The sequence below is a fragment of the Streptomyces sp. NPDC127119 genome (assembly GCF_042677425.1).
Taxonomy (GTDB): domain Bacteria; phylum Actinomycetota; class Actinomycetes; order Streptomycetales; family Streptomycetaceae; genus Streptomyces.
The window spans coordinates 140,177-164,860 of sequence record NZ_JBHXTO010000001.1 but is presented as its reverse complement, the minus strand read 5'-3'; the positions used below and the strand labels follow the sequence as shown (position 1 = coordinate 164,860).

The window sequence follows — 24,684 nt, the reverse complement described above, 5'->3', positions numbered from 1 at the left end:
CCGCAGCGCGACACCAGAGCGGTGCCACCGAGCACCAGTAGAGCCATGACGAGCAGCATCGGATCCCCCTGTCCTCTGCCCCACGTCTTCATGAGTAGCGGGAAGTCCTCGGTCTCGGCCAGTGCTTGTTCAGCCGTATCACCCGAAATGGGGGTGTGCGGGAGTGTCGGAGGCGTCTGCTGTGCTCCCCTGCGCGCCGCCCCGGAGCGCCCGGCAACGGCTGGCGGCGACGCACGTACGACGTATCCCGGCGCCGACCGGAGCCAGGATCACCGGCTCAAGCGGCGGATCTCGACGAACCGGACGGCGGTCCGTCCTGCTGCAACAGGGCGACGGCGCGGTGGGCGGTCTCGTCGGCGTCCCGCGGAAGGAAACGGCTGGCCTTGCCGCTCCAGGTGACGATGAGCTCGTCCCGGGCGCGCGTGGCGGCGACGAACACAAGTGAGCGAGCCCGCTGTTCTTCTTGCCGGTAGCGGTCCGGGTTCTTGAACCGGTACTGCTCGATCCGCTGATGAGGTACCTGCCCCTCCCCGACGGAGGTCAGGAAGACACGCTGAAATTCGAGGCCCTTGAACCGGTACATGGTGCCGATGCGTACGGCGTCCCGGTCGGCGGGGACTCCGTCCCTGCGTAGTTCGACCACCGGAATGGAGAAGGGTTCCAGCGCCAGGACGTTGGCGAACTCCTGGGCGGAGCTCCCGTCGGGGACACTCACGGCCATCGCGGAGTACGGCGTGCCGTGGGCGTCGTGGCGCTCCTTGATGAGGGTGGCCACGGCGCGCATCTCGGTCAACCGGTCGGGAGCACGCCAGAACTGGGGTGCCAATCCCGTGAGGACGGAGCGGTAGCCGTCGAGAGTGTCCGTTCCGGTGTCGAGATCGTCGAAGGTGGCACCGCTGAGCAGGCCGTTGGCGCTGCTCAGGATCTGGCGGGTGGTGCGGTAGTTGAGGGTGAGACGCTTCGATGCCCGGCCACGGATCTCGATGCCCTGATGACTGAGGACAACGCGGTTGGCGTAGATCCGCTGGTGGGCGTCCCCGACGAGGAAGATGTCGTTCGGGCCCTTGCGGACCATGGCGCGCAGCATCCGCCAGTGCGAGGCCGACAGGTCCTGTGCCTCATCGACTACGACGTGGTGGTAGCGGGGCGTGAGCCACATGCCGCTGCCGGCCTCCCGGTGGACCAGGTCGCGACCGCCCTGCTCTTCCTTGTACCGGGCCTGCTCCTCGACCCGCGCCATGCGCCGCTGTTCGATTTCGGCGGCCTGGTCTGCGATCAGTGCGTACGTCGTCCGCCGTGGCGGGGCGTTCAGGTGGGCCCGGTAGGCCTGCACCAGCTGCCAGACGTCGTGACGCTGGGCCGTGCTGATACGGGGGCGGCCCGAGCGGCCCACGCGTCGGTAGGAGTCCCACGAACCGCACCGGCCGGCAAGCACCACGTGTTTGAACTCGGCGTCCAGGAAGTCGGCGTCGTACTCGGTGATGTCCGTCTCGGCGCGAACGGCGTGCCACAGGTTCATGGCCGCTTCGTCGTTCATCGGCTGGCCCAGTTCCACTCGGGACTCCTGGACGATCTCGCGAGCCAGAGCGTCGACGGACTTGACGTCGACGCGGCGCAGTAGCTCGTCACCGCCCAGCAAGCGCAGCCGGTCCCGAAGATCCAGCGCGAGGTTGGCGTTGTAGGTGGTGAGCAGAACAGGACGGGAGTAACCGGCCGGCAGGCGGTCCACAAGGTGGCGCACTCGGTGGAGGGCCACCACCGTCTTACCGGTCCCGGGACCGCCCGTCACTTTGGCTGAACCCTTGAAGTCGCCGACGGCCAGACGTTTTTGCTCCGGATGCAGGAACAGCCGCCAGGCATCGAAGCTCTTACCGAGAGCGCCGAGCACGGCGTCGTCATCGGTCTCCGACTGGGAGACGGCACGCCTGGCTGCCCGAGACCAGTCGCGAGGGTTGACGTCCTCCTCGGGACGCCACTTGTCGGTGATGTGCTGCCGGACATCGCCTGGATCCGTCTGGTCGTACAGAGCGAGGAGGACGTCACGGGTGAGTTCCGGGAGGTTGTGGCTGAGCAGCCCCCTGAACTGTTCGTCCGTACAGACCTTCCGGAGGGCCGGGAGGAGTGAGGGGACCACGCCGAGTTCGACGAGGACCTCATCGTCGTGGCGGGCGAAGAGCGGGGTGCGAAGACTGCTGGTGGCGGCGCCCGGTGCGCCGGTAGCGACAGCCGGAGCCGGGTCGGCGGGTGCGGCAGCTGTGGCAGTCTGGTCCGCTGTGGCTTTCTCCGCGGTGACCTCCTCCGGGGCGTCCTCCCCCTGAGCGGCCTCGGACCGATCGGGCAGAGCGACGACCTCGGCGCTGACCTCACTCTGGTCGACCACCTCGATCGCACCCGACACCGTGTTGATCTCGACCGTCAGCCGGGCGAGTTCATCGCGGGCCAGGGATCCGTCGCGCACCGCGAGGACGCGCATCTCGTCCCCGTCGTCGGTGGACAGGAGCAGGACCATGCAGTGGGTGTCGGCGTGCGCGAGGTAGAGGTCTCCGTTGTCGCCGGCGGCCCGCAGGAAGGTTCGGCGCAGTGCCCGGTTGGTCCGGTCGGCGCGCAGCCGGTGGACGAAGGTGCCGACCGTGTCACCCACGGAACCGCCACGGCGTCGAATGTCCTCGTGGGCCTGCAACCCCACCTGCACCCGCGTCCTGGCCCCGCCCACCGGACGGCCCACCCCGTTGCTCATCGCGCGACCCCCTTCTCACCCAGCATGCGGGCGAGTTCCTCCACGTCCCAGTCACCCGGCGCGCGTACGTGCCAGCCCGCTGACGCGCACTGCGCCATGTACTGGGTGTCCTCGGCGTCCTCCGACAGGACGATACCGATCTTATGGGCGGGCCAGGCGAGTTCGACCGTGCGTGACACACCGTCGACGTCCCAACTCGTCTTGCCTGCCGGGACATCCGCATGAGCCGCCAGGCGTTGCGCCAGGGCCGCGACCTGTGGGTCGCCCCACTTGGAGAGCTCTCCGAGGACCAGCTCCCAGGCTGTTCGTTCCACAGGCGTCATGTCCGCGGGCGCCTCGGCAGCCGGTTGACCTTCGCGTTCGGCTGCCGGTCGCTCTTCGCCCTCCGTGGCTCCGGCTCCGACAGGCGAGCCGTCCTCGGCTTCGTCGATGTCGTACGCCAGGTGGAGCCCCGTGCCCGGTGCCTCGCCACGCAGCGCGGGCAACAGGCCGGTGCCCGGACCGGCGGTGGCAGCGAGCAGAGAGGCGTCGAAGGTGTCGAGGGTGGTACGGGCGAGAGCGAGCCCGTCCGCCTGGCCCGCGCCGGTGGGATCGAGGAACTGGATGATGTTGCCCCAGCTCAGCCATGCCTTCCAACGGCGCCGGTGCTCGGGCCTGTCACCCTCGACGGCTTCGGGCCGGTCGTCGAGTACGACGAGAGCGCTCCAGCGCAGTCCCTTGCCGTCGGCACGCCGCGCTCCGGCCAGGGTGAGCGGCAGCCCCGAACAGTCCCGGAAGGGCAGCAGCTTGAGTCCCTGTCCTGCGACGGCCGGGCCGGGCTCGTCACGGACGGCGGCCTCGATCCATCCGGCCGCGGTGGCCGGGTCGGCGTCCACGAGGTCCTTCTTGCGCAGGAACGCGGGTGCGCTGACGGCGAGTTGGGCGAGCTGCTGCCACTTGTTCAGCCGTGGGTCGCGGAGGAACGCCAGCAGGGAGGGAATCGCTCCGCCGTACAGGAGGGCGTCCACTTCCGAGGGATCGCGCTTTGAGGCTGCCCACTGCTTGCGCACCATGGCGCCCGCTCCGCTGTCGGATGTCACGTCGTACGGCGGCCAGGCCGCATCGGCCTCGGGACCCGCGAGGACGGGGGCGAGCGGATCGCGCGCCCCGTCCACGTCCGCCGGCTCGGCCTTCAGCTCCTTCTCCCAAACCATGACGTCGTCCCAGGTGATCTGCCAGACCAACATTCCGTCGGCGCGCAGCAGGGCCCGCTTGGCCGAGTCGGCCGCGATCCGGTTGGTGCGGGAGGAGGCGTGCCAGCGGTAGCCGTCGAGATACACGGCGATCGGCAGCGGAGGTGCCCCGTCGGTCGCGGTTTCTCCGGCGACGGGGCGGAAAAGCAGGTCGGGGCGGGTGCGGTAGCCGTGCAGGTCCTTCTGGGCGACGACCTCCCAGCGGACCGGGCCGCCGTCCGGCCGGGTGAGGGTGAGCTGTTTGCCGTGCCTGCCGGTCGGTGTCTGGTCGTGGCCCGCCGAGGCCTCGTTCCCGGGGTCCTTGATCCAGCGGTCGAGGCATTCGATGAAGCGGCGCTCCAGGTCGCTCTCCGCCTGGTCGACGAACCGCAGTTCGGCGTCGGCGGACTCCTTGCGGACGTCCCACCGGCTCCGCCCGTCGGCGCCGAGCAGGTCATCCAGCATCCACAGGGCTTCTTGTCGGTCGAGGTCCTTATAGTCCCGTTCCGGGGCGTAGCCGAGCAGGCAGAGGTGGCAGGCTCGGCGCGGGCCGTCGGCGCAGGGGCATGCCCGGAGCACGCGCTGGGCGTCGGCGAGCACCGCGCGGAACTCCTCACCGTCGCGGTCCACCAGGCGCTGCAGATAACCGGTCCCGCCGGGCAGGGCGTCGTACAGCACCAGGTAGTTGCGGGTGAGGTCGGTCTCCCGGTCGGGTTCGGTGGCGGGCGCGGAGCGGATGTGCGCCGGGTCGCCCCCGTAGCGCAGGGCGAGGCCGAGGTGCAGGGCCGCGGAGAAGGAGGCGAGGCGCTCGGGCACGTTCAGGGTGGCGGCGGGCAGCAGGATGCGCAGTGCCTCCGTGCGGTGCTCGGTGGCGGTGATCACCTGCACGTCTTCGGGTCGGGCCTGCTTGTCGCGGCGCCGGGTGGAGCACCATGGCCGGTGGTGTGCCAGCTCAGCCCGGCCGAGCAGGGACTGGCTGAGCGAGTCCTGGGTGGGACCGTGGCCGGGTTCCCGGTCGGTGGCGCCTCCGCACCGCGGGCAGACGGTGAATCCGGTGGGGGTCGCCACCTCCGTACCGGCGAAGTAGGTGTCGCTGCGGCGGCCGTGCCTGGACTTGCCGAGGTTGAAGCGACGGATGACCGCCTCGCGGACGTGGTCCACACCGAAGGTGGTCTTCTGGTGCCGCCAGGTCTCCTTGATGTCCTTCGGGTCGACGTCGACGGCGGTCACGGTGTTGTACGTGGTCCGGATGCGGTTGTCGTGGTCGTCGACGATCCGGGCGTCGTCCCGCTTGTCGTGGGCGGTCACCTTGCGGGGGACGACCACCTGGAACAGGGCGTTGCGCCCGCCGATGCCGGGGCCGCCGCAGCGCGGGCAGGGCGAGGTGTCCTGCTCGGCATGCGCGCCGGTGCGGACGTGTCCGCACTCCTTGCAGACCCGCCAGCTCTGCAGCCCCACAGGGACGCCGCCGGGCGTGTCCTTCCTGCTGGGTCCGAGGTCGAAGCCGTCGACCTCGTGCTTGTAGCCGCGTACGTAATAGGCGTTGCCCGGGGCCAGTTCGGTGAGGGCTGCCTCAGCCGGCCGGTCGTAGACGCGGGGGTCGGTGCTCCACTTCGCTCTGGGCGCGTCGGCCTTCTCGCCTCCCCCGTCCGCCGTACGTGCCTTGCGCGCGGGTTCCTTGTAGCTGAGCATCGCCTCCAGCCGTACGCCGTCCTCGACGAGGCTGTAGTTGGGCAGCAGCCCGTGCTCGACGAGGAAGCCCTGGGCGTCGGACTGGGCCATCTGCTGGAGCCGTTTGGCGACGCCGGCCGCCTCGCGGACCAGGGACCGCTTCTCCTTCGCCTCGTCCTCCACGGCTTCCTGGAGCGCGTCCGCCGCTTCGTTGATCATGACGCGGCGCTCGGCGAGTTCGGCGCGTTCGGCTTCCCACGCCCGCTCCGCGTCGTCCAGCGCCTTGGCCAGTCCGCTGCTCGCGAACCGGCGCAGCGCTTTGCGGGCGTCGGCCGAGGCGCCCGAGCCGGGGACCCCGTCGATCTCGGGGAAGAGACGCAGGAATTCGTTCGCGAGGTCCACCCGGTCGGCCGTGGCCTTGCGGAACTGCTTCAGCCACCCGGTACGGCCGACGAGTTGCGTGACCCGGTCCGGCAGCGGGAGGACACCTTCCAGGGCGCCCCGGGCCGCCCGGTCGACGAGGAACGCGGTGTACTGGCGGCACAGCAGCTCACCGGCGCTCAGGAAGCAGCCGGGCGGCAGGATCGGACCCGCGATCAGGTGTCGCGGTTCGGCGAGGTGGTACAGCGCACGGGGGCTGGTGTCGGCCAGCGACACCATGAAGGCGTTGCCGGTGGAACGTCCGGCGCGACCGACCCGCTGCACGTAACCGGCCGTGGACGGCGGCAGGGAGGCTAGGATGACCGCTTCCAACTGTCCGATGTCGATGCCGAGTTCGAGAGTCGGGGTGCAGGACAGCACGTTCGGGTCGGTGTGCTTGACGCCGCGCCGGAAGCCTTTCTCCACCTCCTCGCGCTCTTTACGCTTGAGCACTCCGGTGTGTTCGGCGGCGACCACGCTGTACGGCTTGGCCTCCCGGTACAGGCGGCGGTAGTAGTCGGAGCGGTAGTCGCGGGCGGCCCGGCCGCCCGCCTCGGCCGACGGCCGGGTCAGAGCGCCCTCGCAGCGCTTCAGCGGGCAGCGCATGCCCTGCCACACGGAGGCGCGCTCCGGCGGCACGGTCTGCGTCCAGCCGCACGCGGGGCAGGTGAGCACGGCGAGGGCGGTCTGCTCGTCGTCCAATGGCCGCACGCGTACGTGGCCCGGAGTGAGCCCGTACACGCCGTGCTCCCGCTGCCGGTCGGCCGGATTGGTCCGCCGCCGCGCCAGCGCGCCGATCTGGTCGTCCGCCAGCTGCTCGAACAGTTCGGCCAGGTAGGCTCCCGCGAGATCCCGGTCCAGGCCGAGGCAGCGTTGCGTGAAGTCGACGTACCAGCTGTCCCGGGTGTCCACCCGCTCGAAGTCGGTACTTCCGCTGCGGGCGCCGACCAGGACGAACGCGGGTGCCTCTGAGCGGCGGCCGAACGCGGGCATGCCCGGCGGGCGGCCCGTGGAGACCGGATGGCGGCTGCGGCCCTCCTGGTCGATGAAGCCGTCCAGCCAGGTGTGGTGGATGCCGCCGATCTGCCGGATGTGTTCGAGGAGTCCGCGAATGTACCCCTCGAAGTAGCGCAGGCGCTCGGGGCTGCCCTCGGCGGGCAGCGCGTATTTCGGCGCACCGGTACCGACGCCATCCGCCTCGGGGCCTGCGGCCTGCTCGTCGGCTGCCACCGCGGCGACGGGCAGGAGCCGCTCCTCGTGGACACGGAACAGGGCCGCTGCCGTCTGGGCCGCCCGCTCGGCGTTGGGCAGATGCACCTCGGCCGCGACCGTACGGGTCAGTTCGAGAGTGCGGCCGAGGCGGGAGTACAGACCGAACTCCAGCAGCGTGTTGAAGGCGAGGCGCTCGCCGACCAGGTCCCATGTCGACTCCGGGATGCGCCTCTTGCCCGCGAGCAGGCGCTTGACCGGGTCCACGTCGTGCAGGTCGGGCGGCACCACGGAGGCGAGGAGTTTCTCCTCCGGTACGGCGGCCCGGCTCACCAGGGCGGCGATCAGCTCGTTGAGGGGGACGCCGTCGGCCGCGAAGCCCGCATCCGTGCGGACACGTTCGGCCAGTTGCTCGTGGATGAGCGAGCGCAGTGAGAACTTCCAGGCACGGCTGGCCACGAAGCCCGCGCGGTGGGCGGCGTCCTGCACCGAGTCGTTGAAGATCAGTGTCCTGCGGCGGTCCCGCTTCTGTTCGTCACGGTCGGGGAGTTCGCCACCCGTGAAGAGCTGGGTCACCACGACGGAGGCGAGCGGAGCGACACCGGCACCGAGGAAGCGGATGCCCTGGGCCTGCCCGCAGGCCGGGCAGCGGTCCTGCTTGGCGTAGTCGCCCGCTTCCTGGTTCTCGTACCAGACCCACACGAAAACACCGTTGTCCGGAGCGGCGGCGATGCCGCCTCCGTCGAGGAAGACCTCGTCCGGATCCAGTCTGCGCAATGCCTTGCCGTTGTCCTCCAAAACCATGAGAGTCGCGTCGTGCGCGGCGCCCCGGCGACCGCGCTGGACGCGGCGGGCGAGCGTCGCGCGGGCCTGCTCGGCGGCCTCCGCCGGGGTGGCCTGGACCATGGCCCGCACGCGGCCCTTGGCGGCGCCGCCGGTCACGCTGGCGCGGTAGATCTCGTCCGGCTCGTGCACCAGGTCCTGCGGATTGCGGTCAGGGCATATCGCGGACCATCCCGACCGGCCGCAGTGCCGGCAGTAGGCGGCGGGCAGCCGTCCCGAGGACCGCACCCTCCGTCGGCGTTCCACCTGCGCGGCGACCGCCACCACCCGCCGCTCGGCGTCGGCGCGGTCCTGTGCCGCGAGGGCCGCCTGGTCGTCGTCCGACCAGGAGAACACCGGCTCGGGCGCGACGAACCGCAGCACCCTGGACAGCGCCCGCAGCCACAGGTGTGTCTCCACCAGCAGCAGCGGCCGCTCCTTGCCGACGGGCGCCTCGGGGTCGCGGGCCACGGAGATCAGTGCCACGAAGCGCGCGAGGGCGGCGGCAGCGGTCTCGGGGTCCTGTACGGCCGCGGCCCGCCACGCCGACGTGGCGTCGAACTCCTCCAGCACCTCGACGGCCGTCAGTGGCGCGTCCTTCGTGCGCAGCAGGGCGTGTGTGAGCGGGTGGGCCAGCAGCCGCCGGCCCAGCTCGCGCGGGTCGGCCGTGTCGCACGCCACGGTGGCCCGCGCCACCGCGTCCATTCCACCGAGGGTAGGCACCGGGTCCGGTAGGCCGGCCAGCTCCGCCGGGGACGGCAGCGGCAACGAGAGATCGACCGGCGCGAGGAACTCCTCGATGTCCCGCCGGTCCTCCCCCACGACGGCGTCGTCCGGGAACCGTACGCCGAACACCTGCGAGGCCACGTCCAGCATGGCCCGCGCCCCGCCCGCCGCGCTCCCTGACCCGAGGGTCGCGGACGTCGCCACGGGACAGATCGACCCGAGCGGCCGGCCCTGCTCCGCGGCTCCGACGACGGCAGCGAGCCGCCGCAACAGCATCGCCACGTCGGTGCCCTGCGCCCCGTCGTAGGTGTGGAACTCGTCGATCACGACGTACGCGACGTCGGCGTCCCGCCACAGGGGAGCGTCCTGCTGCCGCTGGAGCAGCAGGTCGAGCATCTTGTAGTTGGTGATCAGGATGTCCGGCGGGTTGCGCCTGATCTCGGCGCGGTCCACCATCACCCGCCCGTACGGCGGCTGCGAGCCGCGCGCCGCGGACGCCTCCCCGATGTACAGCCCCGCCGTGACGTCGGAGAGCCGGAGGTCCTCGTCGAGCAGGTTGCCGAGCCGGCCGGCCTGGTCGCCCGCCAGCGCGTTCATGGGATACAGCAGTACGGCCTTGATCCCGGCCTTCCCGGCCTGCCGCTCCCGGCGGCAGTGGTCGAGCACGGGGATCAGGAACGACTCCGTCTTCCCGGAGCCGGTACCGGTGGTCACCAGGGTCGGCTCGGGCCGGTGCCCGTCCTTGCTGGTCAGCCGGGCGAACGCCTCCGCCTGGTGCGCGTAGGGCTGGAAGTCCTTCTGCTGCCAGTCCAAGTGCCGCTGCCACCCGTCCACCGCAGGCCGGAAGGGGCGCCGGATGCGCAGGTACGGGCCACGGAACAGCCCGTCGGCCGGGTCGGTGAGGAAGTCCTCCAGCGCGTCCTGGGTGTCGGGCTCGGCCAGCGCGAACGTCGTCGTCAGATACTCGACCGTGGTGTCGCGCAGCGTCTGCGCGGCGAGTGTGGGTCTCATGACGCGCCCTGCCCCCGTCTCCCGTGTTCCGGCATGCGATCCGACCAACCGTCCTGGAATCCGAAATGCGAACCACGACGATCGGAATCGATCACGCCCTACTTTACGGTGGAGGTCTGACAGCGCTCCGGCGTTCGGCGGGATCAGCCGGACCCGCTGACGCGCCCCTCACTCACAGGTCGTCCGGCCAGCGACGGAACGCCGTGTGCCCCGTCAGAGGCCTGACCATCCTGAAGTGGCGCCGGTCCAGGGTCAGGATCGCGTCCGTACGGTACTCGACGGCCATCACCACGTTCATCGTGTCCGTCAGCCCGATTTGCGGGTACCGGCGCATGGTAACGAGGGCGGTGGATAGGTGTGGCTCCACCTCCGGGACCGCGTACCGCCGGACGGCCGCCTGGTCGCGGACGTGCGCGAGCGCCGCTGCTTCGGCGGCGCGGGCGCGATGCGCGTGCTCGGCAGTGGCCGAACGCGGCAGGCGCCTCGGGGGCGCGCGGTGAAGTCGGACGCGGCAACCGCGGCCTTTTGGCGCACCGCGGGTTCGGGAGCGTCCGCGTCGGGGGACGCGGACGCTCCTTACGAATCGGCGACGAGCCGCGCCGAACCCCGTGAAGCGGAAGCCGCGTCCGGTCGACCCATCGACGGCCGAGCCACTGTGGAGGACGGGCGCATATGCGTCTTCGCCCATGGGATCGACGGGGTGGAGCAGCACGGTGTCGTCCGTCACCGGCGACAGTACGGCGACCGGCCGCCCGTTCCTGGTCACAGTGATGCGCTCGCCGCGTTCGGCGGCGTCCAAGATCTTCGAAGCGTTCCGGTCGAACTCCGACGCGGTGATCTCTACGTAATACACGGCCCTACTGCGACCTCTCGGGCGAAGGGTCACGCCCCGGGATGTCGCACTCCGCCCACACCGTCTTGCCCGGACCGTCAGGCCGCAGGTGCCAGTCCCAGCGGGTCGCGAGTTCGGCGACGAGGAGGAGCCCTCGGCCGCCGGTGTACTCGACATCCGGGGCGAGCAGGGCTCCCGGCCGGGGTGGTACGCGTTCGGCGCGGGCGTCGGTGACCTCGACGCGGGCGGTCCGCGCGTGGGTGGTCGCGCGCAGGCGTAGGTGGAAGTCCCGGCCGGAGACGTGCCCGTGCCGGACGGCGTTGGCGGTCAGCTCGGCGGCGATCAGCACGATGGTGTCGTGCGGGCCGGTGTCGTACGGGATCCCCCACGTGTCCAGCCGGTGCGCGACCAGTCTCCGGGCGAGGCGCGCACCCCGGGGTGTGGAGGTGAAGCACATCTCGAAGGTGTGGTCGAACAGGGGGTGCGGGGCGATCAAGTGATCGATGGGGCGCGCGGGTTGGGCGATGCGGCTGGGGCTGCCGGGCTTGCTCGTCATGGCGATAACGGTCCTGGTAGTCGCGTAGCGTGACCAGTGGTGACGCACCGACGCGATCTGGTTGTACGTGCGGTGCCTCTACGGGTACGAGACGCGCGGCGTGACGACGCTCCCAGGAGAGCGTTGGGCCAGGGGAGGCGGTAGTGGTGGATCAGCGTGGGGATGTGGGCGCGGGGGCGGGGGTCGTTGCGGGGGCCGAGGGGGCGGCGGTGACCTTCGGGGAGGGCTGGGACAACGACGACGGCACCGCGCCACGGGCTGCCGACAAGTCCGGCCACAGTGTAGTGGCCGCGTTCGGACAGAGCATGAAGACGCTGCGGGTGCGGGCAGGGATGGAACGCGAGGAGTTCGGAAAGCGGTTGGGGTACTCGGCCGCCAGCATCGCCTCGTTCGAGCAGGGACGCAGGATTCCGTCGCCCAGAACCATCGACCAAGCAGATGAAGCACTGGAAGCGGGCGGGCTGCTGACCGTGTGGAAGGAGCAGGTGGAGCGGGCTCAGTACCCGGTCTTCTTCCAGGGGATGGCAGCGCTGGAGAAGGAGTGCATCGAGCTGCTCATGTACGACACGCACGTCGTCAACGGTCTGCTCCAGACCGAGGAGTACATGAGGGCACTGCTTGCCATGCGGCGTCCGACCCTGGACCAGGGGACAATCGATCAGCGGGTGACCGCGCGGCTGGCTCGGCAGGACATCTTCGACCGACGCCCCTCGCCACTACTCGGTTTCGTGATGGACGAGGCTGTGTTGCGGCACCGCTACGGTGGCAACGATGTGCTGCGGGGACAGTTGCAGCGCCTCCTCATGATCGGCCAGAACCGAAACGTCGAGATCCAGGTCATGCCGCTCGACTGCGAGGACAACGCCGGAGTGAACGGCCCGTTCACGGTCGTCACGCGCAAGGACAGCAGGAAGTTCGTGTACTCAGAGGCACACGCCACCAGCGCCCTTGAGACCGATCCGGAACAGACGGTTCTCGCTGCTGCGCGCTATGGGATTATCCGGTCACAGGCTCTCACTCCGCGAGAGTCGTTGGCTTTCATCGAAGGGTTGTTGGAATCGCTATGAACAACGCTGAGTCCTCGGCCGTCGTGTCGGACCTCACCTGGTTCAAGAGCAGCTACAGCGGAACCGAGGGTGGTCAGTGCGTGGAGATCGCGGCTGGTACGGAAGCTGTACACGTCAGGGACTCGAAGGCCGTGGCCGGACCGGTCGTACACGTGTCGCGTGAAGCGTGGGCGGGGTTCGTCGGGGCGGCTCTCGTGGAGCACACCGCCTGACGGTCTTACGTATACAAGAGCCCTGCCGGTCCTTGTCGGGCGGGCGGCAGGGCTCTTGTGCGTGGTACGCCGGATCAGGTGCCGGTGGCCTCCGGAGGCTGGGTGTCACCGGGCTCCCAGCCGGCCTCACGCAGACGACGGGTGAACTCGGCGTGAGCGGCTCGCATTTCATCCCTGCGACTGGCTCGGTAGAGGGGTTCAGCGTAGCCGGTCGGAAGCGTGGCCTCGTTCGGAAACTCCTCGTGCGAACTGAGCTGCTTCCAGGCGTCCTTGGGCTGGCCGTAACCGTGCTGCTGATGCGCCTTGGCGATACGGCGACCGGTGCCGTCGAACCACATGCTCTCCTCGTACTGCTGGAGCACGGGGAACCTGGCGTCGTACATCGCGACGAGTTGGGCAGCGCTGATGCCAAGCCAGACGGCAACGAGGGCGTCGATCTCTACGAGGGCCGCGCGGCGGGAGAACTCTGCGCGGAGGGGGGTGTCGCGCGTCCAGGTACGGGCTACACCCTCGGCGAGCGGAGGCAGGGAGTTGGGCCAGATATTGGTGGCGGCCCAACTGTCTTGTTGCCAGGCGGGGTCGTACAGCTCTTCCCAGAGAGGCGCGTAGGCATTGGTTTGGGAATTGAGGCGGAGGGTGCGCAACAGGAGGGCAGGACCAAGGGGATGGCCCGACGTGGGAGCAGGAAGCGTCCTCGCCTCGCCGACGCGAAGGTCGTTGCGCCCAGTAGCGCGCAAGTAGTAGTCCAACGGCAATGCCGCCATGAAACCGGCAGTCAGTGTAGTATTCACAGGATCAGCAAGCGACATGGAATTTACCAGGTCGATGTGCGTTGGGCCGTTCGGAATAAGTGCCGCGAAAAGACTGCGCTCGGTATTAGAGGCAATCTGCCTACGCCACGCCACTCGGTAAAACTCCGCATAGGGCCGCATGCTCGCCACTCGCATTAGCTCCTCAACAGCCTCGTTAAGACTGCTCCCCTCCAGCGCGGAATCGGTCGCCTTAACGTCCGCCTCTGCGGCTGCGACCGCCATCGAGTCGCCCCTAAGCTGCGCAATCCGACCGTGGTCCACCCAGCGGTCTTGTGTCGCAGTGAATCCTGATCCGGGTCCAACGTGACGGTAGTTCGTACGCGGCACCGCATCTTCAGGAAGGTTGCGGTGATCCCACGCCTCGTAGTCACGCATACTCTTTGAACCACCCTCAGGCGGTTGCTTATGATATGGCGTCGCAACATTGATTAGCGGGCCTTGAAGAATCACATCCCGCCAGCCGTCAACTTGCCCGGGCTTCCAGGCGAAATGGCCAGCTTTACGGTCTGTCGTCTCGTAGTATCCGATGGTGACACGGGGGTCGAGCGCAGCGAGTCGATGCGTCCAGTTCGCAAGTGCAGCAAGGGCCCCCTCCTCAGCCTGCGTTACCGGGAAGAGCAATTTGGTTTGTTCAACAGGTGGCGAATTTTCCTCACCCGCGAGTTTGCGCCACTGCGCAAGGCGGGCGCTGTTTACACTGACGATGCGCCCACCATGCGCCCGCAGGTCCCACTTGCCGTCGTTCTTTACGCCCGGCATCGGACCTTTTCCATCATGCCGCACCGATTTAATAAGAACGCTAGGATGCAGCAACCAGCTCATATGCTGAAAGCTAATCTCTTTGTCGCGACCGTACACGTTGACGCTAAAATGACTACTGTTGCCTACGGGATTTGCAAAGATCAGAAGCTCGTTAGTAAAGTCTGCGTGAAAACGCAAATGCCTATATGCCGCCAGCCTCAAATTCCCCTCTCGCCCACCCGTCAGGTGCGTCGACGGATGGATAAGGCCTGCGACTCCCCGCTCACCTGAAGCCCGCCAAGCCAACGACATGAACGCGCGATACATGTCTGGACGCGTACCCACCAGCTCTGGATAAGTGTCAGCCGATGAAAGGAAATCAGAGACACCCGCAACAGTCTCCAGCTCACCTAGGTAGAATGACCGATTTTCGGGTACATTCAGGATTTTTGCAACATTCTGTTCCCGATGATCTTCTGCCTCCTTTCCGCCCAACACAAACCACGGTTCAATCTCGGCCAAAACGGAATTCTCGAACCACTCCTGCCGGACCCACGGCGGATTCCCCACCATCAAGTCGAACCCACCCTCCGCGAAGACATGCGCGAAGTTCAACTCCCAGTGGAAGAAGCCCCGTTCCTCGGCGATCCGCTGCACCGTCTCGTACCAGGGGAACGTGCCCCCGAGGTCCGCCGGCCGCGACCAGGCCGTGGCCTCGGTCATCTTCCAGTCGAGCTCCTTCTCCTTCTCATCGAGCTCGCGCAGGCTCCCCACGCCCTCGAAGGACAGCAACGAAGCCTGCCGCCCCTCCCCCTCGGTGTCGACGTCGACCCGTCCGACAACGGACTCCGCGAACTCGATCCAGTCATCCAGGGACTTGAGCGCGACCCGCCGCTTCGCGTCACCCTTCGCCAGCCCGGTCACGTCCTCCCCGTGCGGCCGGTAGTGAAAGTCGTCCGAACCGTCCAGCAGCCCGATCTCCTCCAGCGGCCAGAACCACAGCGCGCACCAAGCGTCCATGACCTGCTTGATCCGCCAGTACGGCGTGCCCTTCCGCCGCAACGCCTTCAACACCGCATCCCGGTCCATCGGAGAACGCCGCCCACCCGCCGGGCCCGGCGCCCCCCACACATCCACGTACCGCGAGATCTCCTGCTCGGAGAGCGTCAGCCGCATGACAACCAGGTCCCACAGGTACTCGACGCGCCGGGCGAGCCCGATCAGGCGTCCCGTCTGAGTACGGACCCCGGGCTCCTCGTCGTCGTCCTGCACGGCCCTGGCCGGTGAAGCAGCGGCAGCCTTGACCCGTGCGGACCCACCGCCATCGCCCCCGCCGAGGCCGTCCACCGACAACACACCCAGCGACGGCTGCTCCCAGATCTCCAGACCGAGATCGAAGGCACCCTGCCCACGCTCCGCGTCCTTCTCCGCCTGCTTCTCCTGCGTGGGCGCCGCCTTCGGCTTCGGCGGTTTCCGCCGGGGGTCCCCCTTCGGATTGCGGCGCATCGCCGAACGCCACTTGCGCATCGCCTCGACCAGTTCCGGCTCCAGCCAGTCGACGACATCGCCGTCGACCACGGCCTTGACCGTCTCCTCTGGTGTCCCCTTCTTCAGCGTGCGCAGGGACACCTTCTCCCCGATGGACCCCCATCCCATCGCGGGCAGCAGGAACTGGTGCACCTCGCGGGTCTTCAGCCGCTCGCCCAACTGCACGTGCCGGGGCCGCTGCTGGTCCTTCGACGTCAGCCAGCCGCCCTTGCTGAGGCTGTTGCCGGGGTACACCTTGCGCGCCGCACCGATCAGGGAGTTGCCCCGGTGGAGGTGGAGGCCGTACCAGGGGGCCTTCATGCCCCGGTGCATGGTGTTCAGCCACAACGAGATCTCGGCGAGTTCGACCGCCGTCTCGTTCAGGTCGACGCCGTACGCGTTGTGCAGGGCGATGTACGCCTTCGCCTTCTGCAGCTCGCGCTGATAGTCCTCGGGGTCGATGTCGACGCCGCGTTCCCGCTGCGCGAGCTTCAGGTACAGCTCGGCGAGCTGGTTGACGGCCTCGTTGAGGAACGCGCCGGAACCCAACGCCGGTTCGCAGACACGCCATTTCAGGACGTCGGCCGCGTTGATCCAGGCCTTCTCCGGCTCCTTGGGATCGACCTCGCCCTTCTCGTCGAGGCGGAAGCGCAGGGTCTGCTCGACGGTGGCCTGGGTGAGGGACTCCGGCGTGTAGTACGAGGCACTGGTCTGGCGGTCGCGGCCGGCGAGCCGGTAGACGTACGAGTCGACCTTGTGCGGCAGCGGCACCCGCTCATTGGTCTGCGGGTTCACCTCCGTCTTCACGAACACGCTGTCGTCCGGACCGTCCGGGTACCGCCCCGAGGACATCTGGCTTCCCCGGATCAGCCACGAACCGCCGCTGGGATCACCGCCCTTGGCGACCTCGTACAACGGCACGTCAGCGATGAACCCGGTGTAGGACATCAGGCCCTCGTACACCGCACCCAAGTGGTTGATGCTGAGGTTGGCGTACGAGATGAAGCCGCCGCGCCCGCCACGGCCCCGGCCCTCGACGACGGTCAGGTTGCGCAGCACCTGGTGCAGCACCTTGTTGCGCAGGCGCAGGTCGAGGCGGCGGGCCGTGTCGGGGACCGTGCCGTCGGGGGCGATGTCGTCGGGGTGAGTGATCACCTGGTCCACGAGCTTTATCGACTCGGGGTCGAAGAGACGGGAGCGCAGGGCCTCGATGCGTACGCCCTCGTAGCCGTCCTCCTCGGAGAGTTCGGCCGTCTCTCTGTCCACGGCGGCCGGAAGCGCCTCGCGCGAGGTGACCGTGTCGGCGGCCGGGTGGCCGGTGAAGACCTTGTCGAACAGCAGGGCCAGGGAGTCGTGGAAATGGTGGCGGTCGCGCGACGCGCTGGACAGCTTCTCCTGGACCACCAGCTCGCGCAGGCGGGCCACGCTGTAGCCGGATGCGTACTCCGGGCTCTTCATCGGGAGGATGTCCAGCTCGGGGCGGGCCTCGGCGTACAGCAGGAAAAGAATGCGGTAGAGGTAGCGGAGCGACTCCTTGGTGAGGAGGCGCGGCAGGGCATCGCGCTCCGCGAGGGGGCCCGGCAGCCACTCGGGGAGGTCGGCGGGCCTGACCTTCCGCTTACCGGCCAGCTTCAAGACCTCGTTGGCGACGAGCTGGACCGACTTCTTGAGGCCCTCGCGCAGATCGGCGGTCACGCCGACCGAGTGGTCGCGGGACTCCGCGACCAGGCGGGCGATGTCGTCGTCCCCGCCGTCCTCGGCCGGACGCAACGACTGCGCCCCGAACAGGGCGGCGATCACGTCGAGTTCGCCCGCCGTCGCGCCCTTCATGCCCTTGCGGGGCAGTGCCACCTCCAGGCTGACCGCGAGGTGACGGCCGCGTGCGTAGTTCTCCCGGTCGGCGAGGACGAGTACTCCGCCGAACAGCAGGAGCGCGTAGCGGGGCGCGTCGTCGGCGGAGAGCAGCCAGGCCGCCAGGTCCGCGACTGTGGTGAGGGACTTGCCGGAGGCGATGCGGACCGGGACGGCGAGGCGGTTGGCGGAGCCCTCGCCGCGCGTGGCGGCGAGGTCGTCGGCGAAACCGCCAGAGAGGACGACGATGCCCGGCTCGCTGTGGGCCACCGGCACCGCGATGGGACCGGCAGCACCCTGCATAGTGAGGTGTCCGGGGCTCGGGGTGAAACCGAGGGCATCCAGGACCTGTACGTGCCAGGCGGCAATGCCCGCACGCCAGGTGCCCTCCGGGCTGTCGTCGTACGCGCGTGGGGCGGTCGCGGGCTGAAACGCGGGCGGCCCGTCCGTGCCCGGATGGGCCTTCAGCGCCTCGGTCGCCGCCTGCTGCGCCGCGATCCCTTCGGCGTCGGGCAGGACGTTGTACTTCTCCGCCTCACCACCCACCCTGAGCCGTACGTCGAGGTAGGAACTCGTGAGGTTCCGCAGTCCCTGCCGCGGCGTCGGGCGGCCCTGGCGCTCCTCGGCCGTCCAATCCTTCAGGCGGCCCGTCTTGAGCTGCTTGGGCAGGATCTCGTCCAAGTAGAAGGGCGGGAAGTATTCGCCCTCGTTGGTCAGAGCGTCGAACTTCACGCTTGCTGCTCCTGCCGGATCGCGTCGGTCGTGGAAGGCCTGGAAGTCATGGACGGAGAGACGGTCATGCGCTGGGCTCCAGGACGGCCAGGACCCGCACCATCGGGTCGCCCGTCGTGCGGAGCCGGGACGCCGCCTCTTCGAGGTTCTCGGCGGCGCGTTCGCGGGCGGTGCGACCGCCGCTGAAGCCGGGAAGCGGCTGCTCGCGCCAGAGGCCGACCCGCTGCTCGTACTCCGTCAGCGGGCGGTCGACGAGCTCTTCCGCGTCGGCACGCCGCCGGTCCATCTCCTGGCGGGTGGCCGCCACGGCCGCGGGCACGTGCTGTTTGAGCGCGGTCGGGTCGCCCTCGGCGAAGTGGTCCGGCATGTCCGGGCTCAGCCCGAGTTCGCTGAGAAGGGTGCGGGTCAGCGGCCTCACCCGGGGTTCCTCTCCGGAGCGCCCCAGCCGGTCGACGGCCAGCCAGGCGATGACCGTCGGCCTGCCGTCCTTGTTGGACCACACGCCCTGGGTGAGGAACACCGGATCGGAGACCTGCGTGCGGTCCACCTGGATCACCAGGGCCTGCTGTCGGCCGAGCTGCACGAGGACCTTGTCGGTGATCCACTCCATGACGGGGTGTAGTTCGCCGACGTAGTGGGCGTCCGGCCACAGCGACGACGAGTCCGCGTCCTCACGGGCCCGCTTCAGGGACTCGGCCGCGTCCTTCTTGCTGAAGGTGAGCTTCATCCGCTTGGTGATCCCCTGGTCACGCAGGTATCCGGTCGGAAGCACGTCGAGCCGGTCGGCCAGGTCCTGCGGGGTGTCGAAGCTCAGGTCGGTGCCGTTCACGGTGGTGTCCAGCCGGAAGGACTCCAGGTCCGCCAGTTCGTCGAGGCCGGCCAGGACGTAGTCACGGCGGTCCGTGAACAGGCGCAGCTCGTCGACGAAGTGGAGCGGAGGCAGGTCGTTCTTCGCGACGGCGGGCTCCGACGGCGGTGCCTCGTCCGCCGGCTCGGCGGTGTCCGGGGCATCGTCGTCGAAGTCGAAGCCGGCTTCACTCTCGTAGTCCACGTCGAAGCTGAAGGCAGCGTCCTCGAACGGATCGCCGTCGGCGCCGAACTCGGCGTTCAGCTGCTGCGCGAGCGGCAGGTCCGCCGGGGCGACGCCGTCGTCGCCGAGCGGAACGGCTTCCAGGTCCTCCACCGCCTGCTGCGGCGCCTCCCCCTTGAGGAGCGCCTCCATGACACGCTTCTCTTCGAGGGCACCCTCGTTCTCCTTCGTCGCCGCCTCGACGGCGCCGAGGATGGCGTGCACCCTCTCCTCGCGAGCAAGGACCTTCTCCGCGATGTCGGTGTCGTCGAGCGCGCCCTCGACGGCCGATTCGAGGATCATCGCGCGGAACTCGGGCGGCTCGGTTTGCCCGTAGCGGTCGATACGGCCGTTGCGTTGCTCGACCCTGATCAGGCTCCAGGGCAGGTCCCAGTGGATCAGGTGGTGGCACTGACGGTGCAGGTTGACGCCCTCGGACGCTCCGTCGCCGGTGAGCAACAGCCGTACATCGCCGCCGGCGCGGGCGAACTCGTCGACATACTCCATCTGCACCCGGTCCGAGACACCGGTGCTGTGCAACACCTTGACGGCGGCCCTGGCGTCGTCCTTCTTCTTCCAGTCCAGGAGTGGCGGAAGTACCTCGCCGAGCCAGTCCAGAGTCTCCTTGCGCTCGGAGAAGACGACCGCCCTGGGCAGATTGCCCGCCCCCACGCCGATGCGGCGCAGTTCCGCGACCAGGCCCGCGAGCTTGGAGGTGGCCTTCAGCCCGTCCTTCTCACCGGCCGCACGGTCGATGGCACGGGCGAGTTCCATGAGACGCAGGAGGGACGCGGCCTCGGGCGTGCGTACGTCGACGTCGCTGGGAGGAGCGTCGATGATCTTGTGTCCGTCGGGGAGGTGGTGTCCCGTCCTGGTCAGCCTCTGGCGGACGGTGGCGAACAGGGCGCGGTGCGAGGAGAGGAACGACTTGAGCAGGACGTACGGGAACAGGCGGTCCTCCGTACCGGCGTCCTGGTCGGGCTGCTTCAGCCAGTGCTCCGCGAGCTCCTGGAAGACCTCTTCCTCCAGTTCGTTCGCCTCGCAGCGCAAGGGCTTGGATTCGCCGCGCGGAGCCCAGTGACCCTCCACCTCCAACTGCTTGGCGACCTCGGTACTGACCTTGGTGCGGCGCAGCATCAGGTGTTCCAGCTCATCGGCCTTCGGGGCATGGGGATCCTTGACCGCCATGGGGTCGAGCAGGCGGATCAGGCCGGTGAAGGCGGGCATGTTGCCGTTGTGCGGGGTCGCGCTCGCGAGGACGAGGGCATCCGTGCGCTCCGCCAGCAGATCGGCGAGTTCGCGACGCTGGCTGCCCTGGTTGATCAGGTTGTGCGATTCGTCGATGACGACCGCGTCCCAGTGGATGGGCTCCAGCCACGGGCGGTAGCGCTTCTGGTTCTTCAGGGTGTCCATGGAGATGATCACGCGCTTGAAGTATGTGAACGGGTTGCGTCCCGCCGGGATCTTGCGCTCGATGCGGGCGATACCCGCGCTGTCGAGCCGCACCAGCGGCAGGGAGAACCGTGTCCACAGTTCGTGCTGGAACTGTTCGAGGACCGGAGCCGGCGTGACAACGAGGATGCGCTCGCCCCGCCCCCGCCGGATCAGCTCACTGAGCAGCACCCCGATCTCCAGGGTCTTGCCCAAGCCCACGACGTCACCGATCAGCAGCCGCGGCCGCAGCGGATTGGCCAGCGCCTTCTGCGCGGGCCGCAGCTGGTAGTCCATGCGATCGAGGAGGAACCCGTCGGCGAGTGCCAGCCGGCGTTCGGTCTGCGGTAGCGGGGTCTTGCGCAGCACGGCCTCCAGGAAGAGGCGGCTGCGCCGGAAGTGCGGCGAGCGGTCGCCGATGAGGTCCGTGTCCTCGGGGCGCAGCACGCGCGGCCGGTCCATCGTGGGCACGAGGAAGCGGGCCTCGTGGCCGCGCACCAGGTCGGAGGCGCCCACCGCCTCGATCAGGATCTCGCCGGGCCGCACCTCCTTGCTGTTACGGACCATCCACTCCTCGTCGCGCACCTCGATCATCGTGCCGGCGGGCGGGGCCCCCTCGGACACCGCCGTGGCCCGGGGGGCGGGGCGGGCCTCGGTGGTGCCGGGCACTGCGTCGGACATGGTGTGCGGGTCCTTTCGGGTCGTACAGGAGTGCCTGCGGCGGTGAAACGGGTCGGGCCGACGGTGCCGTCAGTGGCGGTGGTCCCCTGAAGACTAGGGCTCCGGAGAGGTAGGGCGGGAACGCCCTGAAAGCAGCGCCGGGCTAGAGGGTCCTGCTGTGCGCGTAGGCCCGACGCAGGCGTTCCGCGACGCGCAAGGCGGCCCGGGGAGCGGCCGGCGGCGTACCAGGAGAGGGCTGGTTCGCCGCATGCCGCGGGGGCTGAAGGCGGTAGCTCGTCCGGTGAGGAGCCGACTGGGGCTCTGCCGGTGCGTCAGCGTCTACCTCGGAAGGCGAGGCCGGCGGGGTCGGTGCCGTGGGATGGGCCGCTGGCTCGTCAACCGCCGTCGGTGTGTAGCCACTTGGCGCGGCTTTCTCGGCGGCCGCGTCCTCGGCCCTCTCGATCTCCTCGGTGTCGACGATCCCGAAGAATCCAAGGTCCTCGTCCGAGGCTTCCGCGGCGCCGCCACCCCACGGAGCGTCCGGTGCGGCACCTCCGTCGATTGCCTTCTGCGCCAGCTCAAGGACGGACGGGTCGGCATGTTCGGCGAGCGCTTCAGGAGGCAATTCTGGGGCCAGTCCGGAAGTCTCGACCAGTGTCCTCAGCTGCTCCGCCGCCTGCTCGGGTGTCAGATCGGCATCGGCCAGCAGAGTGCGCAGGCCGGTGTCCACGGCGTCAAGATCCGGCCGCTGCCCAGGTGTGTGAACCAAGATCTGCGCGAGCAGGGGCAGGAAGGCCGCATCGACGCCATCCCAGGTCGGAGGCACCATGAGTGGCATATAGGGATACGGCGGCCTTCCCGTCAGGGCGAAGAACAGCGTGGCCCCGAGCGCGTACACATCGGCGGGTTCCTTGACGTGCTTAGTGTCCCTGAGCTGTTCGAAGGGCATGAAAGGGCGGGTGCCCATCCGGTCGCCCGTCTTCGTCAGCGCCTGGCTGGACTGGCGCTCGACCAGGACCGCCAGCCCGAAGTCCAGCACCACCGGCCCGTCGGGACCCAGGACGACGTTGCTGGGTTTGAGGTCGCGATGCAGCAGGCCTGTGCCGTGGATCGCGCGCAGGGCGTCGACGAGAGCCAGCCCGAGCGCAGCGTACGGGCCCAAAGCGAAAGTGCCGGATCCTTTTATCATCGTGTGCAGATCAGGCCCCGCCACGTAGTCCATGGCGAACCACGGCTTTGGTGCCTCGGAGTCCCGCGCGATGAGTGCCGGCACCCGTTCACTGACGACGGCTCCCACAGCGGCGATCTCCATGCTGAACCGCTCGCGAGCCTGCGGCTGGTCCAGCAGGCTGGGCTGAATCATCTTCAGCACGGCGAACCGAGATTCGGTCGCGTCCGCCCCCTCGTCGGGTTCGATCAGGTGGTAGCTCGCGGACAGTTCGTCCACGTGACCCACCAGCGGCATCATGCGGGCCAGATAGGCGACACCCATGCCGCCCTCCCCCAGCCGGGCGATCAGTTCGAACGGCCCCAGCACAGGCGGGTCTGCATCGGCGTCCAGCGGCTTCATCGGCGCTCTCGTACCCCCACGCTTCGGTTACGGCCCCCCGGCCGCAATCCCGTCGATCAGTTTACGGGGGCCCGGCGCGACACGTCCGACCCATAAGAAATCAGCTCTTCAGCATATTCAAGTGGCTTGTTTTCGGGGGCGGTTGAAACGGAGATCGCTATAAGGTCACGCCACTCGATCAAGTGTCTTGTTTTTCTGCGGGGAGGGGCAGCATGCGGGCCTGGGTGGTGCGTGCAGGGGTCAACGGGGAGCGGGAGCACGTAGCCCTGGGGGAGGGCCTTCTCCTGGTTGGCTGGAACGAGCTGGGAGACCTGTCCGACTTCGCCACGCGTGAGGACATCAAAACGGCCGTGGCGGCCGCGTACCCCGACGAGGGCCCGTACACGGTCGGGAACTGGACGGGCCAGTTGTACCGCTTCGTCCACGAAGTGCAGGTGGGCGACTTCGCAGTACTGCCGCTGAGGTCGGGACGCGTGGCCGTGGGCCGCGTGGTGGGCGACTACGAACACCGGCCGGACGTCACCGACGGACCACATCATGTCCGGCGGGTGGAGTGGCTGGTCAAGGACGTGGACAGACAGTCGATCCAGCCCGACCTCCAGAACAGCATGGGCTCGCTGCTGACCGTCTTCGAACTCAGCAGGTTCGCGGCAGCGGAACGTGTAGCCGCCCTGGCCGGGGGCGAGGCCGATCCAGGACGTCCCGACGCCGACGAGTTCGCCGCAGGCCTCACCGAACCCACCAAACTCTACGAGGAGGTGCGTCGCCGTGCCGCTGACGACCCCCTCACCCTGTCCATTCGCGACTTCCTCGCAGTCTGGGGCGTCCAGCGTCGGTACCCGGCCGCCGTCGATCAGATCAAGAACGACCTCGACGAGCGGGGTCTGGTGACCGTGCCACCCTTCACCGAAGGCAGCATCGACAGCACGATCGCAGTGCTGGCAGGCGGCGCCGAACCGGACGAGGCAGGAACGAGCGCGGTGACCCGGCTCACGTCGAGCAGTTCGGCTGTCTCGCATCTGCCCGGCAACGCGTTGGACGCCGTGCAGCGCCTCGTCGAGCGCGACAGCGGAGAACCCGGGCCGCAGGACGTCGCTTACCGCGTGAGCAACCTCGAATCCGCAAACCGCATGCCCGAATCCGTGGCGGTCGGCGACAGCCTCGCGACGGCCATGACCGTCATGGTGCTGCGCGGCTACAGCCAGCTCCCCGTCCTGGACGCCGACGGGCGCCTGCGCGGCGTCGTCAGCTGGGAGTCGATCGGGCGGGCCCGCATGGCAGATCCCCGGGCGACGCTCGAAGCCGCCACGGTCAGGGGACAGGAAGCCGACCGGTCGGACGACCTGCTCGACTGGATCGGCACCGTTCAGCAGTCCGGATACGTCCTCGTGCGGGATCACGAACACAAGGTTTGTGGCCTGATCACCGCCTCCGACCTGACCGTCCAGTTCGGCACCCGCGTGCGCCCGTTCGTTCTCGTCGAAGAGATCGAGCAACGCCTGCGACGCGTGGTCGACCAGTTCATCCCGCTCGACCGCATCCGTGCGACGGTCCCCCCGAGACGCGCCTCCCAGGTGAACTCGGCCGCCAACCTCACCTTCGGGGCGTACAAGCACCTGCTCCGAGTCCCTGAGAACTGGGCCGCGCTCGGCTGGGCCATCGACCAGGAGCACTTCCTGGCAGCGCTGGAGGAGTGCCGCCAGTTCCGCAACGGACTGATGCACTTCAGCCCGGATCCCGTCACCGAAGACCAGTTGCTGCCGGCACAGGGGCTGCTGGAACTACTACGCTCCATGGATCCCCAGAACTGACGCCCC

General features: G+C 68.8%; 10 protein-coding genes and 1 pseudogene. 3 read left to right on the top strand and 8 right to left on the bottom strand.

Features of this window, described 5'->3' with window-relative positions:
- Positions 1–277: 277 nt before the first annotated feature.
- The 5 genes and pseudogenes from ACFVH5_RS00585 to ACFVH5_RS00565 all read right to left on the bottom strand — a co-directional run bounded on the left by ACFVH5_RS00585 (position 278) and on the right by ACFVH5_RS00565 (position 11,195).
- Entirely contained in the window at positions 278–2,737 is a 2,460-nt protein-coding gene (locus tag ACFVH5_RS00585) for a UvrD-helicase domain-containing protein (RefSeq protein WP_385830904.1), read from the bottom strand.
- The gene (locus ACFVH5_RS00580; RefSeq protein ID WP_385830903.1) at positions 2,734–9,807 is read right to left on the bottom strand and encodes a DEAD/DEAH box helicase; all 7,074 of its coding nucleotides are present in this window, start codon (positions 9,805–9,807) and stop codon (positions 2,734–2,736) included. The genes ACFVH5_RS00585 and ACFVH5_RS00580 overlap by 4 nt, the downstream gene beginning before the upstream one ends.
- A gap of 172 nt (positions 9,808–9,979) precedes the next feature.
- Positions 9,980–10,141 (bottom strand): hypothetical protein, encoded by a 162-nt coding sequence (locus ACFVH5_RS00575; RefSeq protein ID WP_385831016.1) that lies wholly within the window; start codon positions 10,139–10,141, stop codon positions 9,980–9,982.
- Positions 10,142–10,585: 444 nt separating this feature from the next.
- A pseudogene (locus tag ACFVH5_RS00570) lies at positions 10,586–10,660 on the bottom strand (hypothetical protein); the annotation flags it as partial.
- A 4-nt stretch (positions 10,661–10,664) separates the two neighbouring features.
- A complete protein-coding gene (locus ACFVH5_RS00565) occupies positions 10,665–11,195 on the bottom strand; it encodes an ATP-binding protein (protein ID WP_385830902.1) in 531 nt (176 codons plus the stop codon).
- 209 nt (positions 11,196–11,404) lie between these two features.
- Here ACFVH5_RS00565 and ACFVH5_RS00560 point away from each other — a divergent pair, with 209 nt between their 5' ends.
- Both ACFVH5_RS00560 and ACFVH5_RS00555 read left to right on the top strand, forming a co-directional pair.
- A complete protein-coding gene (locus ACFVH5_RS00560; RefSeq protein WP_385830900.1) occupies positions 11,405–12,262 on the top strand; it encodes a Scr1 family TA system antitoxin-like transcriptional regulator in 858 nt (285 codons plus the stop codon).
- On the top strand, positions 12,259–12,474 hold the full coding sequence (locus tag ACFVH5_RS00555; protein ID WP_385830899.1) for a DUF397 domain-containing protein: 216 nt from the start codon (positions 12,259–12,261) through the stop codon (positions 12,472–12,474). Before ACFVH5_RS00560 ends, ACFVH5_RS00555 begins: the two co-directional genes overlap by 4 nt.
- Positions 12,475–12,548: 74 nt before the next feature.
- Here ACFVH5_RS00555 and ACFVH5_RS00550 read toward each other — a convergent pair whose 3' ends face one another.
- The 3 genes from ACFVH5_RS00550 to ACFVH5_RS00540 form a co-directional block, all read right to left on the bottom strand.
- Positions 12,549–18,137: an Eco57I restriction-modification methylase domain-containing protein gene (locus ACFVH5_RS00550; RefSeq protein WP_385830898.1), complete on the bottom strand. Its 5,589-nt coding sequence runs from the start codon at positions 18,135–18,137 to the stop codon at positions 12,549–12,551.
- Between the two features lie 64 nt (positions 18,138–18,201).
- Positions 18,202–21,318 carry an SNF2-related protein gene (locus ACFVH5_RS00545; protein WP_385830896.1) on the bottom strand — a complete coding sequence of 1,039 codons (3,117 nt, stop codon included), beginning with the start codon at positions 21,316–21,318 and terminating at the stop codon, positions 18,202–18,204.
- A 142-nt stretch (positions 21,319–21,460) separates the two neighbouring features.
- The gene (locus tag ACFVH5_RS00540; protein ID WP_385830894.1) at positions 21,461–22,867 is read right to left on the bottom strand and encodes a serine/threonine protein kinase; all 1,407 of its coding nucleotides are present in this window, start codon (positions 22,865–22,867) and stop codon (positions 21,461–21,463) included.
- Between the two features lie 212 nt (positions 22,868–23,079).
- Between ACFVH5_RS00540 and ACFVH5_RS00535 the strand changes: the two genes are divergently transcribed.
- Positions 23,080–24,678 carry a CBS domain-containing protein gene (locus ACFVH5_RS00535; protein WP_385830892.1) on the top strand — a complete coding sequence of 533 codons (1,599 nt, stop codon included), beginning with the start codon at positions 23,080–23,082 and terminating at the stop codon, positions 24,676–24,678.
- Positions 24,679–24,684: the final 6 nt, after the last annotated feature.